The organism is Serratia sp. CMO1, from assembly GCF_015689115.1.
Lineage (GTDB): Bacteria > Pseudomonadota > Gammaproteobacteria > Enterobacterales > Enterobacteriaceae > Serratia > Serratia marcescens.
Window position 1 is genome coordinate 1,055,662 of record NZ_CP065032.1, and the last position, 16,943, is coordinate 1,072,604.

At 62.7% G+C, this 16,943-nt stretch carries 12 protein-coding genes; 6 read left to right on the forward strand and 6 right to left on the reverse strand.

Annotated elements, in window-relative coordinates; translation table 11 throughout:
- The first annotated feature begins 54 nt into the window (after positions 1–54).
- The 4 genes from IT763_RS04930 (at position 55) to IT763_RS04945 (ending at position 4,970) form a co-directional block, all read left to right on the forward strand.
- The gene (locus tag IT763_RS04930; RefSeq protein ID WP_033641131.1) at positions 55–1,320 is read left to right on the forward strand and encodes a GntP family permease; all 1,266 of its coding nucleotides are present in this window, start codon (positions 55–57) and stop codon (positions 1,318–1,320) included.
- A gap of 9 nt (positions 1,321–1,329) precedes the next feature.
- Entirely contained in the window at positions 1,330–2,493 is a 1,164-nt protein-coding gene (locus IT763_RS04935; RefSeq protein ID WP_049299669.1) for a glycerate kinase, read from the forward strand.
- A 119-nt stretch (positions 2,494–2,612) separates the two neighbouring features.
- The gene (hemH, locus tag IT763_RS04940) at positions 2,613–3,575 is read left to right on the forward strand and encodes a ferrochelatase (RefSeq protein ID WP_049299668.1); all 963 of its coding nucleotides are present in this window, start codon (positions 2,613–2,615) and stop codon (positions 3,573–3,575) included.
- 90 nt (positions 3,576–3,665) lie between these two features.
- Positions 3,666–4,970, forward strand: a complete 1,305-nt coding sequence (locus IT763_RS04945) for an inosine/guanosine kinase (RefSeq protein WP_004940249.1) — start codon at positions 3,666–3,668, stop codon at positions 4,968–4,970.
- Positions 4,971–5,029: 59 nt separating this feature from the next.
- On the opposite strand, the gene ybaL is transcribed toward IT763_RS04945, so the two are convergent.
- Both ybaL and IT763_RS04955 read right to left on the reverse strand, forming a co-directional pair.
- On the reverse strand, positions 5,030–6,721 hold the full coding sequence (gene ybaL, locus IT763_RS04950; RefSeq protein WP_004940247.1) for a YbaL family putative K(+) efflux transporter: 1,692 nt from the start codon (positions 6,719–6,721) through the stop codon (positions 5,030–5,032).
- A 245-nt stretch (positions 6,722–6,966) separates the two neighbouring features.
- The gene (locus tag IT763_RS04955; RefSeq protein ID WP_048795904.1) at positions 6,967–8,187 is read right to left on the reverse strand and encodes an MFS transporter; all 1,221 of its coding nucleotides are present in this window, start codon (positions 8,185–8,187) and stop codon (positions 6,967–6,969) included.
- 178 nt (positions 8,188–8,365) lie between these two features.
- On the opposite strand from IT763_RS04955, the gene ushA reads away from it, so the two are divergent.
- Entirely contained in the window at positions 8,366–10,018 is a 1,653-nt protein-coding gene (gene ushA / locus IT763_RS04960) for a bifunctional UDP-sugar hydrolase/5'-nucleotidase UshA (protein WP_033641128.1), read from the forward strand.
- A 149-nt stretch (positions 10,019–10,167) separates the two neighbouring features.
- Positions 10,168–11,634, forward strand: coding sequence for a D-alanyl-D-alanine carboxypeptidase/D-alanyl-D-alanine-endopeptidase (dacB, locus tag IT763_RS04965; protein ID WP_049299667.1), 1,467 nt, complete (start codon positions 10,168–10,170; stop codon positions 11,632–11,634).
- A gap of 10 nt (positions 11,635–11,644) precedes the next feature.
- Here the strand turns inward: dacB and ybaK are convergent, their stop codons facing one another.
- The 4 genes from ybaK to IT763_RS04985 form a co-directional block, all read right to left on the reverse strand.
- Positions 11,645–12,124, reverse strand: coding sequence for a Cys-tRNA(Pro)/Cys-tRNA(Cys) deacylase YbaK (gene ybaK / locus IT763_RS04970; protein ID WP_016928825.1), 480 nt, complete (start codon positions 12,122–12,124; stop codon positions 11,645–11,647).
- A gap of 228 nt (positions 12,125–12,352) precedes the next feature.
- Positions 12,353–13,159 carry a TraB/GumN family protein gene (locus tag IT763_RS04975; protein WP_016928824.1) on the reverse strand — a complete coding sequence of 269 codons (807 nt, stop codon included), beginning with the start codon at positions 13,157–13,159 and terminating at the stop codon, positions 12,353–12,355.
- A 133-nt stretch (positions 13,160–13,292) separates the two neighbouring features.
- On the reverse strand, positions 13,293–16,004 hold the full coding sequence (copA, locus tag IT763_RS04980; RefSeq protein WP_206195221.1) for a copper-exporting P-type ATPase CopA: 2,712 nt from the start codon (positions 16,002–16,004) through the stop codon (positions 13,293–13,295).
- 206 nt (positions 16,005–16,210) lie between these two features.
- Positions 16,211–16,939 (reverse strand): DUF1295 domain-containing protein, encoded by a 729-nt coding sequence (locus tag IT763_RS04985; protein WP_206195222.1) that lies wholly within the window; start codon positions 16,937–16,939, stop codon positions 16,211–16,213.
- Positions 16,940–16,943: the final 4 nt, after the last annotated feature.

Genomic DNA, 16,943 nt, shown 5'->3' on the forward strand with positions numbered 1-16,943 from the left:
ACGCCGGACGCGCGCGATATGTTGGCCTGCACATCAACCACGGAGAAAACAACAATGACAACCGTATCCACTCTGGGGGCGCTGGTGGCGTTAGCCGTCGCCATCGTCCTGATTCTACGCAAGGTGCCGCCGGCTTACGGCATGATCGCCGGCGCGCTGGCGGGCGGGCTGTGCGGCGGCGCCGACCTGGTGCAGACCGTGACGCTGATGATCGGCGGGGCGCAGGGCATCACCAACGCCGTGATGCGCATTTTGGCGGCGGGGGTATTGGCCGGGGTGCTGATCGAATCCGGCGCGGCGCACACCATCGCCGAAACCATCGTGCGCAAGGTGGGCGAAACCCGCGCGTTGCTGGCGCTGGCGGTGGCTACACTTATCCTGACGGCGGTGGGGGTGTTTATCGATGTGGCGGTGATCACCGTCGCGCCGATCGCGCTGTCGATCGCCCAGAAGGCCGGCATTTCACGCGCGGCGATCCTGCTGGCGATGATCGGCGGCGGCAAGGCCGGCAACGTGATGTCGCCTAACCCGAACACCATTGCGGCGGCGGACAACTTCCATGTGCCGCTCACTTCGGTGATGATGGCCGGTATCGTGCCGGGGCTGTGCGGCCTGGTGGTGGCCTATCTGCTGGCGCGTCGCCTGAGCGATAAAGGCAGCAGGGTGATGGCCGAAGAGCTGACTCAGCATGCCGAAGGAGCGCGGCCGGGTTTTGCTGCGGCGATCAGCGCGCCGCTGGTGGCGATCCTGCTGTTGTCGCTGCGGCCGATCGCCGGGATCGCCGTCGATCCGCTGATCGCGCTGCCGGTCGGCGGGTTGGCGGGTGCGCTGCTGATGGGGCGCATTCGTCAGTGCAATCAGTTTATGGTTTCCGGCCTGTCGCGCATGGCGCCGGTGGCTATCATGCTGCTCGGCACCGGCACATTGGCGGGCATCATCGCCAATTCGGCGCTGAAGGATGTCTTGATTAACGGCTTAACGCACACCGGGCTGCCGGCCTGGCTGCTGGCGCCGCTGTCCGGCGCGCTGATGTCGATGGCGACCGCCTCGACCACCGCCGGCACCGCCGTCGCCTCCGGGGTGTTCAGCTCAACGCTGCTGGAACTGGGGGTGAGCGGGTTGGCCGGCGCGGCGATGATCCACGCGGGCGCCACGGTGCTGGATCACCTGCCGCATGGCAGTTTCTTCCACGCCACCGGCGGCAGCGTCAATATGGCGGTGCACGAGCGGCTCAAGCTGCTGCCGTATGAAACGTTGGTGGGGTTCACCATCGCGGCAATCTCGGCGCTGATGTTTGGCGTATTTAACCTGGCGGGATAAGGAACAGTGATGAAAGCGCTGAAAAAAGTGGTTATTGCTCCGGATTCTTTCAAAGAGAGCCTGAGCGCGCTCGGCGTCGCCGACGCCATCGAACGGGGATTCCGTCAGATTTATCCGCAGGCGCACTACGTGAAGCTGCCGATGGCGGACGGCGGCGAAGGCACGGTGGAGTCGATGGTGGCGGCCACCGGCGGCGAGATCGTCCAGGTAACGGTCACCGGGCCGCTGGGGGAGCCGGTACAGGGATTCTATGGTCTGCTGGGCGACGGCGAAACCGCGGTGATTGAAATGGCCGCCGCCTCCGGACTGCATTTGGCGCCGCCCAACCGGCGCGATCCGCGCATCACCACCAGTTACGGCACCGGCGAACTGATGCTGGCGGCGCTGGAACGCGGCGTGAAGGCGATCATTCTCGGCATCGGCGGCAGCGCCACCAACGACGGCGGCGCCGGGATGATGCAGGCGCTGGGCGTTAAATTGCTGGATAAGGATGGTCGCCCGCTGCCGGTGGGCGGCGCGGCGCTGGCGCAGCTGGCGCACCTCGATCTCGCCGGACTGGATGCGCGTTGGCAACGGGTGAGCGTGACCGCCGCCTGCGACGTCGATAACCCGCTGTGCGGCGAAAAGGGCGCGTCGGCGGTATTCGGGCCGCAGAAGGGGGCGACGCCGGAGATGGTGGCGCAGCTCGATGCGGCACTGCATCACTATGGCGAACTGCTGGAACGGGAAACCGGCCGCGCCGTGCTGGCCCAGCCAGGGGCGGGCGCGGCGGGCGGCATGGGGGCGGCGCTGCTCGGCATGCTCGACGCGCGCTTGCGGCCGGGCATCGAGATCGTCACTGAAACCCTGCGCCTGGATGAGGCGGTGCGCGATGCCGATCTGGTGATCACCGGTGAAGGGCGGCTGGACAGCCAGTCGATTCACGGCAAAACGCCGATCGGCGTGGCGCGGGTGGCCAAGCGTTACGGCGTGCCGGTGATCGCCATCGCCGGCAGCCTGACGCCGGATTATTCGGTGGTGCATCAACACGGCATCGATGCGGCGTTTTCGGTGCTCGATCGCATTGTGACGCTGGAAGAAGCGCTGGCGGACGCCGATCGCAATCTGCAAGTGACGGCGCGCAACGTGGCGGCGGTATGGCAGCTGGCGCAAGGAAGAAGCCCACAGGCATAGCCTGTTGCTGTTATCGGTTTCGATGCAGGACTTTTCCGTTACAATAGCCGGCATTAATGGCTGCTGACATCCCGACCCAGAACGGAATGCCGGCCGGAAAGGAAATGAGGGGAACTGAGATGAAGCAAGAGAAACACGGCGTATTGCTGGTGAACCTGGGCACGCCAGATGCGCCGACCTCGTCGGCGGTCAAACGCTATCTGAAGGAATTCCTCAGTGACGATCGCGTGGTCGACACGGCGCCGCTGATCTGGTGGCCGATCCTCAACGGCGCGATCTTGCCGATCCGTTCGCCGCGCGTGGCGAAACTCTATCAGTCGGTGTGGATGGAAGAAGGCTCGCCGCTGCTGGTGTACAGCCGCCGCCAACAGCGGGCGCTGGCGGCGCGTATGCCGAATACGCCGGTGGAGCTGGGGATGAGCTACGGTTCGCCGAGCCTGGCGGAAGCCATCGACAAGCTGCTGGCGCAGGGCGTGACCAACCTGGTGGTGCTGCCGCTCTATCCGCAATATTCCTGTTCCACCAGCGCGGCGGTATGGGATGGCGTGGCGCGGGTGCTGAAAGGTTATCGCCGCTTGCCTTCTGTGGCCTTCATTCGCGATTACGCCGAACACCCGGCCTATATCGCCGCGCTGCAACAAAGCGTGGAGCGCTCGTTCGCCGAGCACGGCCAGCCGGACCGGCTGGTGCTGTCGTTCCACGGCATCCCCAAGCGCTATGCGCGGCTGGGCGACGACTACCCGCAACGCTGCGAGGATACGCTGCGTGCGCTGAGCGCCACGCTGCCGCTGGCGCCGGAGCGAGTGATGATGACGTACCAATCGCGCTTCGGCCGCGAGCCTTGGCTGACGCCGTACACCGATGAAACCCTGAAGGGGTTGCCGGCGCAGGGCGTGAAGCACATTCAACTGATTTGCCCCGGCTTCTCGGCAGACTGCCTGGAAACGCTGGAAGAGATCAAAGAGCAGAACCGCGAGATATTCATCAAGGCGGGCGGCGAGAAGTTTGAATACATCTCTGCGTTGAACGACGAGCCGGCGCATATCGACATGATGCAGCAGCTGGTGGCGCAACGTCTGTAATCATCCATAATCTGTCTATTAGGTGCATCGTGATCGGGCGGGGATGTGTTAACATTCTCCGCTTGTTAAACCGTCACCACCGCCAATCACATGAAATTTCCTGGTAAACGCAAGTCCAAACACTATTTTCCGGTGAGCGCCCGCGATCCGCTTCTGCAGCAGGCCCAGCCCGAAAGTGAAATCAGCACCTCGTATATTGTCGGCATCGACCAGACGCTGGTGGATATCGAGGCAAAAGTGGACGATGCTTTTGTCCAGCGTTACGGCCTGAGCCTGGGCCACTCTCTGGTGATCGAAGACGACGTCGCCGAGGCGCTGTATCAGGAACTGAATGAAAACAACCTGGTCACCCATCAGTTCGCCGGCGGCACCATCGGCAATACCATGCACAACTATTCGGTGCTGGCGGACGATCGTTCGGTACTGCTCGGCGTGATGTGCAGCAACGTGAAAATCGGCAGCTACGCCTACCGTTATCTGTGCAATACCTCCAGCCGCACCGATCTTAACTATTTGCAGGGTGTTGATGGCGCCATCGGCCGCTGTTTCACGCTGATCGGCGAAAGCGGCGAGCGCACCTTCGCCATCAACCCTGGCCAGATGAACCAGCTGCGCCCGGAAAGCATTCCTGAAGAGGTGATCGCTGGCGCGTCGGCGCTGGTGCTGAGCTCTTATCTGGTGCGCTGCAAGGAAGGGGAGCCGATAAAGGACGCGACCCTGCAGGCGATCGAGTACGCCAAAAAACACGATGTGCCGGTGGTGCTGACGCTGGGCACCAAGTACGTGATCGCCGACAACCCGCAGTGGTGGCGCGACTTCCTGAAGGAAAATGTGACGATTCTGGCGATGAACGAAGACGAAGCGCTGGAGCTGACCGGGCTGAGCGATCCGCTGACCGCGTCGGACATGGCGCTGGAGTGGGTGGATCTGGTGCTGTGCACCGCCGGGCCGAATGGCCTGTATATGGCGGGCTACACCGAAGAAGCCAATAAGCGCCAGACCCAGCACCCGCTGTTGCCGGGGCATATCGCCGAGTTCAACCGCTACGAGTTCAGCCGCGCCATGCGCCGCGAGCACTGTGAAAATCCGCTGCGCGTTTATTCGCACATCGCGCCGTATATGGGCGGGCCGGAGAAGATCATGAACACCAACGGCGCCGGCGACGGCGCGCTGTCGGCGTTGCTGCACGATATCGCCGCCAACGGTTATCACCGCCACAACGTGCCGAACTCGAGCAAGCACGTGCGCAGTTACCTGACCTACTCCTCCCTGGCGCAGGTGTGCAAATACGCCAACCGCGTCAGCTACCAGGTGTTGAACCAGCATTCGCCGCGTCTCACTCGCGGCCTGCCGGAGCGCGAAGACAGCCTGGAAGAGTCCTATTGGGAGCGTTAACCCGCTGAAAAAGAAAAGGTCCGGCAATGCCGGACCTTTTTATATGCGCGCGCGGCGCTTCAGATCGGGCAGCCGCCCATTTTTTCTTCTTCGCTCAGGGTGTCCAACTGCAGGATGTTCAGCATGCTGTTGGCGATCTCCCGTTCGCCCATCACCACCTGATTGGCGCCGCGATCGGTGATGTAGGCCACCTCATCGTCGTAGTGGGCGCGGGCGATGATCTCGATGTTCGGCCGCTTGGCGCGCGCCGAGGCGACGATCTCGCCGGCCTCGTAGCCATTCGGGATGGTCAGCAGCAGCCAGCGCGCGCAGTCGAGCCGCGCCAGATCCATCACTTCCGGATTGGCGGCGTTGCCCAGCACCGTCTTGATACCCTGTTCGCGCAGCGCTTCCACCCGCGGGCGGGAATTCTCGATCACCACCAGCGGAATGCCCGCCTCGGCCAGTTTGCCGCCCAGCAGGCTGCCGACGCGGCCGTAGCCGACCACCAGCGCGTGATTGCACATATCCACCGGGATCTGTTTCTCTTCTTCCACCGCCTCTTCGAGGATTTGCTCTTCGATGGTTTCGGTTTTGGCCAGATAGCGTTCCAGCAGGGTGAACAACAGCGGGTTGAGCATGATGGACAGGATGGCGCCGGCCAGCACCAGATTGCGGCCGTGCTCCGACATCATGCCGAGCGCGATGCCGAGGCCCGCCAGAATAAAGGCGAACTCGCCGATCTGCGCCAGGCTGGCGGAAATGGTCAGCGCGGTGCGCTTGGAGTGACCGAACATTTTCACCAGCAGGAACGCGGCGGCGGATTTGCCGAACACGATGATCGCCAGCGTCGCCAGCACCGCCAGCGGTTCGTTAATCACGATCATCGGATCGAACAGCATGCCGACCGAGACGAAGAACAGCACCGCGAACGCATCGCGCAGCGGCAGGGTGTCGTGCGCCGCGCGATGGCTCAGTTCGGACTCGTTCAGCACCATGCCGGCAAAGAAGGCGCCCAGCGCGAAGGAGACGTCGAACAGCTTCACCGCGCCGTAGGCGATGCCGAGCGCCAGCGCCAATACCGCCAGGGTGAACAGCTCGCGCGAGCCGGTGCTGGCGGTTTTCGACAGGATCCATGGCACCAGGCGGCGGCCGACCACGATCATCAGCGCGATGAAGGCGATGACTTTACCGATGGTCAGCGCCAGCTCCATCAGCAGCTGGCTGCTGCTGGCGTTGTCGTTGCCCAGCATATTGCCGAAGGCCGGCAGCAATACCAGCGTCAGCACCATCGCCAAATCTTCGACGATCAGCCAGCCGATGGCGATTTGCCCGCGCTGGCTGTCGATCAGTTGCCGTTCCTCCAGGGCGCGCAGCAGCACCACGGTGCTGGCGGTGGAGAGGCAGAGGCCGAACACCAGACCGGAGATCAGATCCCAGCCGAGCAGCTTGGACAGCCCCATGCCGAGCAGGGTAGCGACGGCTATCTGCGCCACGGCGCCGGGAATGGCGATAGATTTTACTGCGAGGAGGTCTTTCAAAGAGAAGTGCAGGCCAACACCGAACATCAACAGGATAACGCCGATTTCCGCCAGTTCCGGCGCCAGTGAGGTGTCGGCGACGAAACCGGGGGTGAACGGGCCGGCGAGCACCCCTGCGGCCAGATACCCCACCAGAGGGGAAATGCGCAGGCGGTTCGCCAGCATGCCGAGGAGGAAGGCGAGTACTAACCCTCCGACGATGGTGGTGATGAGCGGTGTTGAATTATGCATCCATACTCCTTCTGGCTATGCATCGCGGCACGGGAGAATCGCAACAAAGTTACGAAAAGATACATTTAGTTTATTGCATTTGTTCGCGGCTTGCTTGGCTAATTTGGCCTTTTCTGTAAAAAAACAGAGGATCTCACTTAAGGCGCGGCAATGAGGGGGTTTTGGGCCAGATAAACCAAATAACATTGATTTATCCGTAGGATAACCCGGATGAATAAATAATTTCATCCGGGCGGTTCGCGGGGTTATTGCGGTTTATGCTCCATATTGGGCAGTAATGCGGTGATAATGCCGATCAGCGGCAGGAAAGCACAGATTTGGTAGACCAGTTCGATACTGGTCAAATCGGCGACATAACCAAGAACTGCCGCACCTAACCCGCCCATACCGAAAGCAAAACCGAAGAATAAGCCGGAAACCATGCCCACTTTACCGGGGATCAGCTCCTGAGCGTAGACCAGAATGGCGGAGAACGCCGAGGCGAGAATAACCCCGATGATCACCGTTAAAATGCCGGTCCAATAGAGGGATGCATAGGGTAAAACAAGGGTAAACGGCGCAGCGCCGAGAATAGAGCCCCAAATCACGTATTTACGTCCTATCTTGTCGCCAAGAGGCCCGCCGATAATGGTGCCAGCCGCTACCGCGAACAGGAAAGCGAACAGGTGAATTTGGGCATTCTGCACCGAAACGCCGAACTTATGTATCAGATAAAAGGTGTAATAGCTGCTGATGCTGGCCAGATAGAAGTATTTGGAGAAAATCAGCACCAGCAGGATGCCCAGCGAGTAGGCGACGGTACGTTTTGGCAGCGGTTTCAGCAGCGACGGGCTTTTCGGCTGCCCTTTAGTTGCCCGATGCTGATGTTGATACCACTTGCTGACCTGCAGCAACACCACGATCGCCAGCAGCGCCGCCAGCGAGAACCAGGCGACGTTGCCCTTGCCGTAAGGCGCGATGATCAGCGCCGCCAGCAGCGGGCCGAGCGAGCTGCCGAAGTTGCCGCCGACCTGGAACAGCGACTGCGCCAGGCCGTGCCGCCCGCCGGAGGCCATGCGCGCCACGCGCGAGGATTCCGGGTGGAAGACCGATGAGCCGGTGCCCACCAGCGCCGCCGCCAGCAGCACCAGCGGGAAGGTGCTCGCCACCGACAGCAGCAGCAGGCCGGACAGGGTAAAGCCCATGCCGATCGGCAGCGAGTAAGGCTGCGGGTGTTTATCGGTGTAATACCCGATCAATGGTTGCAGCAGCGAGGCCGTTAGCTGATAGGTCAGGGTAATCATGCCGATCTGCACGAAGCTGAGGTGGAAATCGGCTTGCAGGATCGGGTAAATCGCCAGGATCAGCGACTGGATCATATCGTTGAGCAGGTGAGACACGCTGATGGCGCCAAGGATGGAGAAGGCGGTTCCCTTCACCGCACTGCCCTTGGCGGGCGGCATCGCGCTTTGGCTACTGTCGGTCATATTATTATTAGCCTGATAAGTTGTTGAGCACAGAGATGACATCTTAGGCAGGACGTTCAATTTTTACCATATCTGAAATAATCAGACTCACATCGCAAAAATTTGAAATCAGCTGTCATTAATTCGCGCTACAATTTCGGCCTCATCATAAAAGCCATTTAATACACGGAGATCCGCCATGCGTTTTTCGCTGAAAACCACCGCATGCGCGTTGGCCGTTTCCCTGACGTTGCTGTCGGGGGCCGCCAGTGCCTGGGAAAAGGATAAGACCTACGCCATTACCATTCTGCACACCAACGATCATCACGGTCACTTCTGGCAGAACGATCACGGTGAATATGGCCTGGGCGCGCAGAAAACGCTGGTGGACGGCATTCGTCAGGAAGTGGCGGCGCAGGGCGGCAGCTTGCTGTTGTTGTCCGGCGGCGATATCAACACCGGCGTGCCAGAATCGGATCTGCAGGACGCCGAGCCGGACTTCCGCGGCATGAACCTGGTGGGTTACGACGCGATGGCGATCGGCAACCACGAATTCGACAACCCGCTGAGCGTGCTGCGCCAGCAGGAGAAGTGGGCGACCTTCCCGCTGCTGTCCGCCAATATCTATCAGAAAAGCACCGGCCAGCGCCTGTTCAAGCCTTACGCCTTGTTCGACAAGCAGGGCATCAAGATTGCCGTGATCGGCCTGACGACCGACGACACCGCCAAGATCGGCAACCCGGAGTACTTCACCGACATGGAATTCCGCGTGCCGGCGCAGGAAGCGAAGCAGGTGGTGGAGCAACTGCGTAAGGACGAGAAGCCGGACGTGATTATCGCCGCCACCCACATGGGGCACTATGACAACGGCGAACACGGCTCGAACGCGCCGGGCGACGTGGAGATGGCGCGCAGCCTGCCGGCCGGATATCTCGACATGATCGTCGGCGGCCACTCGCAGGATCCGGTGTGCATGGCCGGCGACAACCGCAAGCAGGCGGATTATGTGCCGGGCACGCCGTGCTCGCCGGATCGCCAGAACGGCACCTGGATCGTGCAGGCGCACGAGTGGGGCAAATACGTGGGGCGCGCCGATTTCGAATTCCGCAACGGCGAGCTGAAGCTGGTGCATTATCAGCTGATTCCGGTGAACCTGAAGAAGAAAGTGGAGAAAGCGGACGGCACCAGCGAGCGGGTGTACTACACCCAGCAGATTGCGGAAGATCCGACCATGATGAAGCTGCTGACGCCATTCCAGGATAAGGGCAAGGCGCAGTTGGAAGTGAAGATCGGCAGCGTCAACGGCAAGCTTGAAGGCGACCGCAGCAAGGTGCGCTTCGTGCAGACCAACCTGGCGCGGGTGATGCTGGCCGCGCAGAGGGAGCGCGCCGACGCCGACTTCGCCGTGATGAGCGGCGGCGGGGTGCGCGATTCAATTGAAAGCGGCGATATCACCTACAAGAATGTGCTCAAGGTGCAGCCGTTCGGCAACACCCTGGTGCATGTCGATATGAAAGGCCGCGAGGTTGAGCAGTACCTGGCGGTGGTGGCCAACATGAAGCCGGATTCCGGCGCCTACGCCCAGTTCGCCAACGTCAGCCTGGTGGCGGACGGCAAGGGCGTCAGCGAGGTGAAGATCAATGGCCAGCCGCTGCAGGCGGATAAAACTTACCGCATGGCGACGCTGAACTTCAACGCGCTGGGCGGCGACGGCTATCCGAAGCTGGACGGGCTGCCGAGCTATGTCAACACCGGCTTTATCGACGCCGAGGTGCTGAAGCAATACATCGAGAAACACTCGCCGCTGGATGCGGCGGCTTACGAACCGAAGGGCGAAATCGTTTATCGCTAATCGCCACCGCCGCGGCCTGCCCCCATGGGCGGGCCGCCTGTTTTCCCGCCGAAAACCCCGCCTCAAACGCACGCAAAAGTCGCCGCCGCCGCCTTCCAATGATAGCCTGAGCGACAATTTGGTTTTGATAACGCAAACAGGAAGATGACATGTTGAAAACCGCAGGCTGGCTGCTGCCCGCCATCGTGGCGCTGGCGGGGTGTTCGTCATCCGGCCCACGTCACGAACAAACCCTCAGCCAGGCGCTGGCGGCCATCGGCCAGGACAAGGCGTTGGCCGGGGCGTCGAGCGGCGTGATGGTGCGCGACGCCAACAGCGGCAAGGTGCTGTATCAGGCGCACGCGGATCAGCGTTTGGCGCCGGCTTCCAACATGAAGATGTTCACCTCTCTGGCGGCGTTCGGCGTGCTGGGGGCCGATTACCGCTTTGAAACCCGGCTGCTGACCGCCGGTAAACAGCACGGCGACACCTTGCAAGGGGATCTCTATCTGCAGGGCAGCGGCGATCCGACGCTGCATCCGGACGATCTCGACACCTTCGCCGCGGCGCTGGCGCAGCGCGGCGTCCGTCATATACAGGGGCGGTTGTTGCTGGATGCCGGCGCCTTCGATCAGACGCCATTCGGCGCCGGTTGGAGCTGGGACGATGAACCTTTCGCCTTCGCTGCGCCGATCTCGGCGCTGAACTACGCCTTTACTCCCGGCGGCGATATCAACGTGGTGCAGGTGGCGGTGCGGCCGGGCGCCCGCGCCGGCGCGCCGGGACGGGCGAGCTTCTATCCCGCCAATGACGCGGTGACGCTGGTCAACCGCACCACCACCGGCAGTGACACCGCGCTGACGTACGAGCGCCGGCCGGGCAGCAACCGGATCGTGGTCAGCGGCACCATCGCCGCGCAGGCGGAGGCCAGCTCGCGATTGATTACCGTCGATCAACCGTCCCTCGTCGTCGGCGCCTTATTGCAACATGCCCTGCGCGCGCACGGCATCACCCTGCGTGGCAAGGTTGACGAGGGCGTGACGCCGGCCGGCGCACAGCTGCTGGCGGAAAAAACCTCGCCGCCGCTCTCCCGCCTGGTCGTCACCTTCCTGAAAGTCTCCAATAACGGCTACGGCGAGATATTGACCAAGGCGATGGGCCGTAAGACGCAGGGTAAAGGGGATTGGGCCGCCGGCCTTCAGGCGATAAACGGATTTGTGCAAAGTCAGGGCGTCGCGGCCGACGCCTATCGCCAGGTGGACGGTTCAGGGCTGTCGCGCATGAACCAGATCACGCCGCAACAGCTGACGACGCTGCTGCTGGCGGCCAGAAAACAGCCGTGGTTCGCCGACTGGTATCACGCCTTGCCCATTGCGGGCGAGCCGGGATTGCTGGTGGGCGGCACGCTGCGTAACCGCATGGTGAACAGCGCGGCGGCAGGGCGCGCCCACGCCAAGAGCGGTTCCATGACCGGCGTATCGTCGCTCAGCGGCTATGTCGATTCGGCGACCGGTCGGCCGCTGGCATTCGCCATCATCAGCAATAACTATTTGGTGCCCGGCGCGCAGGTGAAGGCGCTGGAGGACCGCCTGGTGGAAACGCTGGCGGCCTGTGACGCCACGGTGGCGTGCCGCTGAGCGCGCGGCGTCAGTCGCGTTTGGCGATGTCGGCGAAGCTGCCGGCCAGCAGGCGGCACAGATCGGCGGCGGCCAACTCGATGTCCAGCCCGCGTTTGCCGCCGGAAACATAGATGGTGGTGAACGCTTGCGCCGGGCTGTCGATCACCGTCGGCAGCCGTTTTTTCTGCCCCAGCGGGCTGATGCCGCCCACCAGATACCCGGTGACGCGCTGCGCCAGCTGCGGATCGGCCATCTCGGCCTTTTTGGCGCCGAGGGCGCGGGCGACCTTTTTCAGATCCAACTGGGTTGCGACCGGCGTGACCGCCACCGCCAGGTGTTTGGCGTCGCCGTTCAGCGCCACCAGCAAGGTTTTGTAAACCCGATCGGCATCCAGCCCCAGCTTTTTCACCGCTTCGTCACCGAAGTTGGTTTCGTCACTGTCGTGGTGATAAGGATGAAGGGTGAAGGCGACCTTTTGTTTCTCAAGCAGAACGACTGCGGGCGTCATGATGTGTTGTCCAAAATGTCCCCAGCGGGGAAAGGGTGATAACCAGCCTTAAAAATACAAAAATCCAACCTGCCCGGCAACCTGAGCGGCTGTTACATAAAGCGGGTTGCCAAGATATTCACCGGGTTGCTACCCTGTTTACTGTAACCGTTAACACGGTTGCTATGCGTATAACTAGAATACAAGAAATTCCTCTTTGACTGGCCAATAGCGATATTGGCCACTTTTTTACCCCTGCGGCTGCAGCATCGCCGGCAGGTTATCCTCGCCGTACAGGTGCAATGCGCCAACCGCCACCACATAGTCACCGGCCGGCAGCGCCTCCAACTGACGCCGCCAGTCGCGATTGCGCTGATGCATCAGCACGTCGTACAGCCCGGCGCTGAAGGTGGCCGGCAGCGTGTCCAGCGTGCCGCGCGGTTTGGCGTCCAGCCACCAGCTCACCATGGTTTGCAGCAGCCGCGCGTTGGTATGCCAGTGTTCCAGCGTATCGCGCAGCAGCGCGATGCCGCCTTCCGGCAATTGTTCCAGCATCGCCAGCTGCTGCTGCGCGCCTTCCAGTTCGATCACCGGTTTGTCCTGCGCCCGGGCGGCCTGCAGCAGCTGATAGTCCACGCCATATTCCGCGCGCAGCCCCAGACGCTGAGCCTGGCGCGCCTGCATCATCAGCGCCACCTGCCAGCCGGGCAGGGTGGCGAAGGTGTGCGGGTCGGCGCCTAACTCATGGCACAGCGCCAACAACCGTTGATAATCTTCGGCGGACAGGCGCTGTTCCAGCGCCGGCTGCAGTTCGGCGTGGTCGAAAGGGGAGGCGGAGTCGGTGATATCGGCTTCGACGATCAGCGCGTCGGCCTGCTGCAACCGGGCGGCCAGCCGGGGCGGCAACGGCGACATATCGACGGTGCCCATATGGATGCTGCCCACCAGATGCAGCCGACGATCGCCTGGCAGAGTGATGTCCAGCGCCGGATAAGCGTAACGTTTGGGGGAAATCAGGCCGAGAAAGGCGGCGAGGCGGCGTAACAGTTGACCCATACGGCGTGGCTCCTGAATAACGGGTGCGCGTTTCAGCATGAAAGGCGAGGGGAAATCGTCATTCATGCTAAACGCTATCCGCCGCGCAGGAAAGCCCGGAAAACGGCGGGGCGCCATGACGGCGCCCCGGAGCTTACTTCCTGGGTTTAAAACGCAGCAGCCGGTTGGCGTTGCTGACCACGGTAATGGACGACAGCGCCATCGCCGCGCCCGCCACCACCGGGCTGAGCAGCGTGCCGGTCAGCGGGTAGAGCACGCCGGCGGCGATCGGAATGCCCAGCGTATTGTAGATAAAGGCGCCGAACAGGTTCTGCTTCATGTTGCGCAGCGTGGCCTTCGACAGTTCCACCGCATCCGCCACGCCGTGCAGGCTGTGGCGCATCAGGGTGATGGCGGCGGTCTCGATGGCGATGTCGCTGCCGCCGCCCATCGCGATGCCCACGTCGGCCTGCGCCAGCGCCGGGGCGTCGTTGATGCCGTCGCCGACCATCGCCACGCGCTGGCCCTGCGCCTGCAGCTGCTTGATCGCCGCCGCTTTGCCGTCCGGCAGCACGCCGGCAATCACCCGATCGATACCGGCCTCTTTGGCGATGGCGTTGGCGGTTACCGGGTTGTCGCCGGTCAGCATCACCAACTGATACCCCTGTTGGTGCAGGCGCTGCAGCGCCGCGATGCTGTCCTCGCGCAGCGGATCGCGAATGGCGAACAGCGCGGCCGGTTTACCGTCCACGGCCAGCAGCACCGGCGTCACGCCGCGTTCGGCCTGGGCGCGCATCGGCGCTTCCAGTTCGGCGGTCGCGACCTGATGCTGCTCCAGCAGCGCGGCGTTGCCCAACAGCACCTGCACGCCGTCGATCTCCCCGCTGACGCCGGCGCCGCGCAGGGTGCGGAACTGCGCTACCTGCGGCAGCGTTTGCCCGGCGGCGCGTTCCATGATGGCGCGCGCCAGCGGGTGGTTGGAGCCTTGTTCCAGCGCGGCGGCCCAGCCGATCGCCTGCTGTTCGCTGACCTGATTGAAGGTGAGGATCTCCACCACCTGCGGTTTCCCTTCGGTCAGGGTGCCGGTTTTGTCGAATACCAGGGTGTCCAGCTGGCTGGCCTGCTGCAGGGCGTCGGCGTCGCGCACCAGCACGCCGAACTCCGCCGCGCGGCCGACGCCGGAGATGATCGACATCGGCGTCGCCAGACCCAATGCGCACGGGCAGGCGATGATCAGCACCGTGGTGGCGATCACCAGCGTATAGACCAGCTGCGGCTGCGGGCCAAAGAAGTACCATATCGCCGCGCTGAACAGCGCGATCGCCACTACCGCCGGCACGAACACCGCCGAGACGCGGTCAGCCAGTTGGCCAATCGCCGGTTTGCTGCTCTGCGCCTGACGCACCAGTTTGATGATGCGCGCCAGCGTGGTTTGGCTGCCGATGGCGGCGGCGCGGAACAGCACGCTGCCGTCGTCGACCACCGTCCCGGCATGCACCGTGTCGCCGGGGCCTTTCTGCTGCGGCACCGCTTCGCCGGTCAGCATCGCTTCATCGAGCCAGACTTCGCCCTGCTCGATTTCACCGTCGACCGGCACGCGATCGCCGGTGGTCAGCCGCAGCGTCATGCCGAGCTGCACCTCCGCCAGCGGGATATCGCGCTCGCCGTCGTCGGTCACCAGGCGCGCGGTGGGCGGCGTCAGATCCAGCAGCCGCTCCAGCGCCGGTGAAGAACGCTGACGGGCGCGCTGCTCCAGCGCATGGCCGAGGTTGATCAAACCGATGATCATCGCGCTGGCCTCGTAATAGAGGTGGCGCGCCGCCATCGGGAAGAAATCGGGCCAAATGTTAACGGCGATCGAGTAAAGCCAGGCGGCGCCGGTGCCGAGCGCCACCAGGGTGTCCATGGTGGCGCTGCCGTTCATCAGCGCGCGCCAGGCGTTGCGGTAGAAGTGCCCGCCGGCGAACACCATCACCGCCAGGGTGATGACGCCGACCAGCAGCCAGGGGCGCTGGGTTTCCGGCGTCAGCGTCATGCTGCCGCCGAACAGCCCCCAGGCCATCAGCGGGATACCCAACGCCAGACCGAGCGCCGCCTGCCAGCTAAAGCGCTTCATGTTGGCGCGTGCGGTCTGCTGCTGGCGCTCGCGGCGTTCGGTCTCGTCCTGAATCATCTCGGCGCCGTAGCCGGCTTTTTCCACCGCCGCCACCAGCGCTTGCGCATCGGCGGCGCCGGTCACCAGCGCGCTGCGTTCCGCCAGGTTGACGCGCGCGTGTTCTACGCCGGGTACGCTTTGCAGCGCCTGCTGCACTTTATTGACGCAGCTGGCGCAGGTCATGCCGCTGAGCAGCAGCTGTACGCTGTCGTCCGCGCTGTCGGTTGCCGGAAGGGAAGGTTGCGCCGCTGGCTGAACGTCCGGCAACGAAGGTGTTGCGTCAGCCAACGGCTCAGTTTTTGGGGCGGCGGCGCCCGCTGCGCTGGCGTGATAACCGGCATCTTCCACCGCGGCGATCAGCGTTTGCGGATCGGCATCGCCATACACTTTCGCGCTGTCGATAGCGACGTCGGCGGCGAACACGCCCGGCACCGCTTCCAGCGCCTTGCGGGTGGTGCCGACGCAGTGCATGCAGCTCAGGCCGCTCAGCTGTAGTTCGGTATCGGCGTGCGGCGCGACTTCGGCCTGATAACCGGCGGCGATCACGCTGTCGATCAGCGCGCTGTCCGGTGCGTCGCCGGTCACTTTGGCGTAATGCACGTTAACGTCCGCCTGTTCGACATCGCTGCGGCTTTCCAGGGCTTTTTTCACCCGCTGCGCGCAGTTCATGCAGGACAGCCCCTGCAATGCCAGCATAGTGGTGTGTGACATGATTGGACTCCTTGCTTAGAAGGCGGTGTTTAAAGGTTGACCGCCTGACCTGTTTTCACTAAGAAGGGAGCTTAAACCTTCCAGCAAGGGTAAGGTCAAGGCGGTTTTTACTTGCGCGGGCGTGACGGTCGTTTTGTGTTGTATGACAAGGCGTTTTATCGGCGGCAGCGCGGTCGGCTTACCCGAACCGCGCTGCCGCGTTGGGGTTACAGCACGAAAGGAATGAAACACTTAACCTGACGTTTATAGTTGCGCCAGACCTCGCCGTAGCGCTTCTCGGCCATTTTCTCGCTTTTGGGAATGGCGTCGGCGAAATACTGCACCAGGTTAGTCAGCGGTGCGATCAGGCCAAGCAGGTTGCCGGCAAGCAGCCCGAAGCTGACGAAAATAAGAAAGTCGCCGAAATAATTCGGATGGCGCGCCAATCCCCAAAAGCCACTGTTCAGCAACCGGCCTTTATTGTTCGGATCCTGTTTGAAGCGCCGTTTTTGATAATCGCTGCCGAAGTGGAACAGCGTGCCTATCAGGTAGACCCCAATGGCCAGCCATTGCAGCGCGCCCCACGTCCCCTGCAGTTGGCTGGCCCAGTAAAAGGGCAGGCAGTACAGGCCGCCGAAGATCATGACCATCATCACCGCCAGCCAGGGCACCTGCTGCGTGGGCATCACGTCCTTGAGTTTGGCCGCGGCGGTGTTGCCGTACCAACGTGTCAGCACGATGTTCATGCGCAGCAGGTACAGGCCGACCATGAGAAGGAGCAGGGCTTTGTGGCTCAGATCGCCCTCGCCGAAATAGCAATAGACCAGGGTAACCGGCCCCATGGCGTTGAACCCCCACAGGAACATCGGGCGAGTGTCCTGGGCGCCGCGGCTGGTAATAAACGCCAGCAGGGCAAGGATCAACAAAACAACGGCCAAAGCAATCCATACATTCATTGTG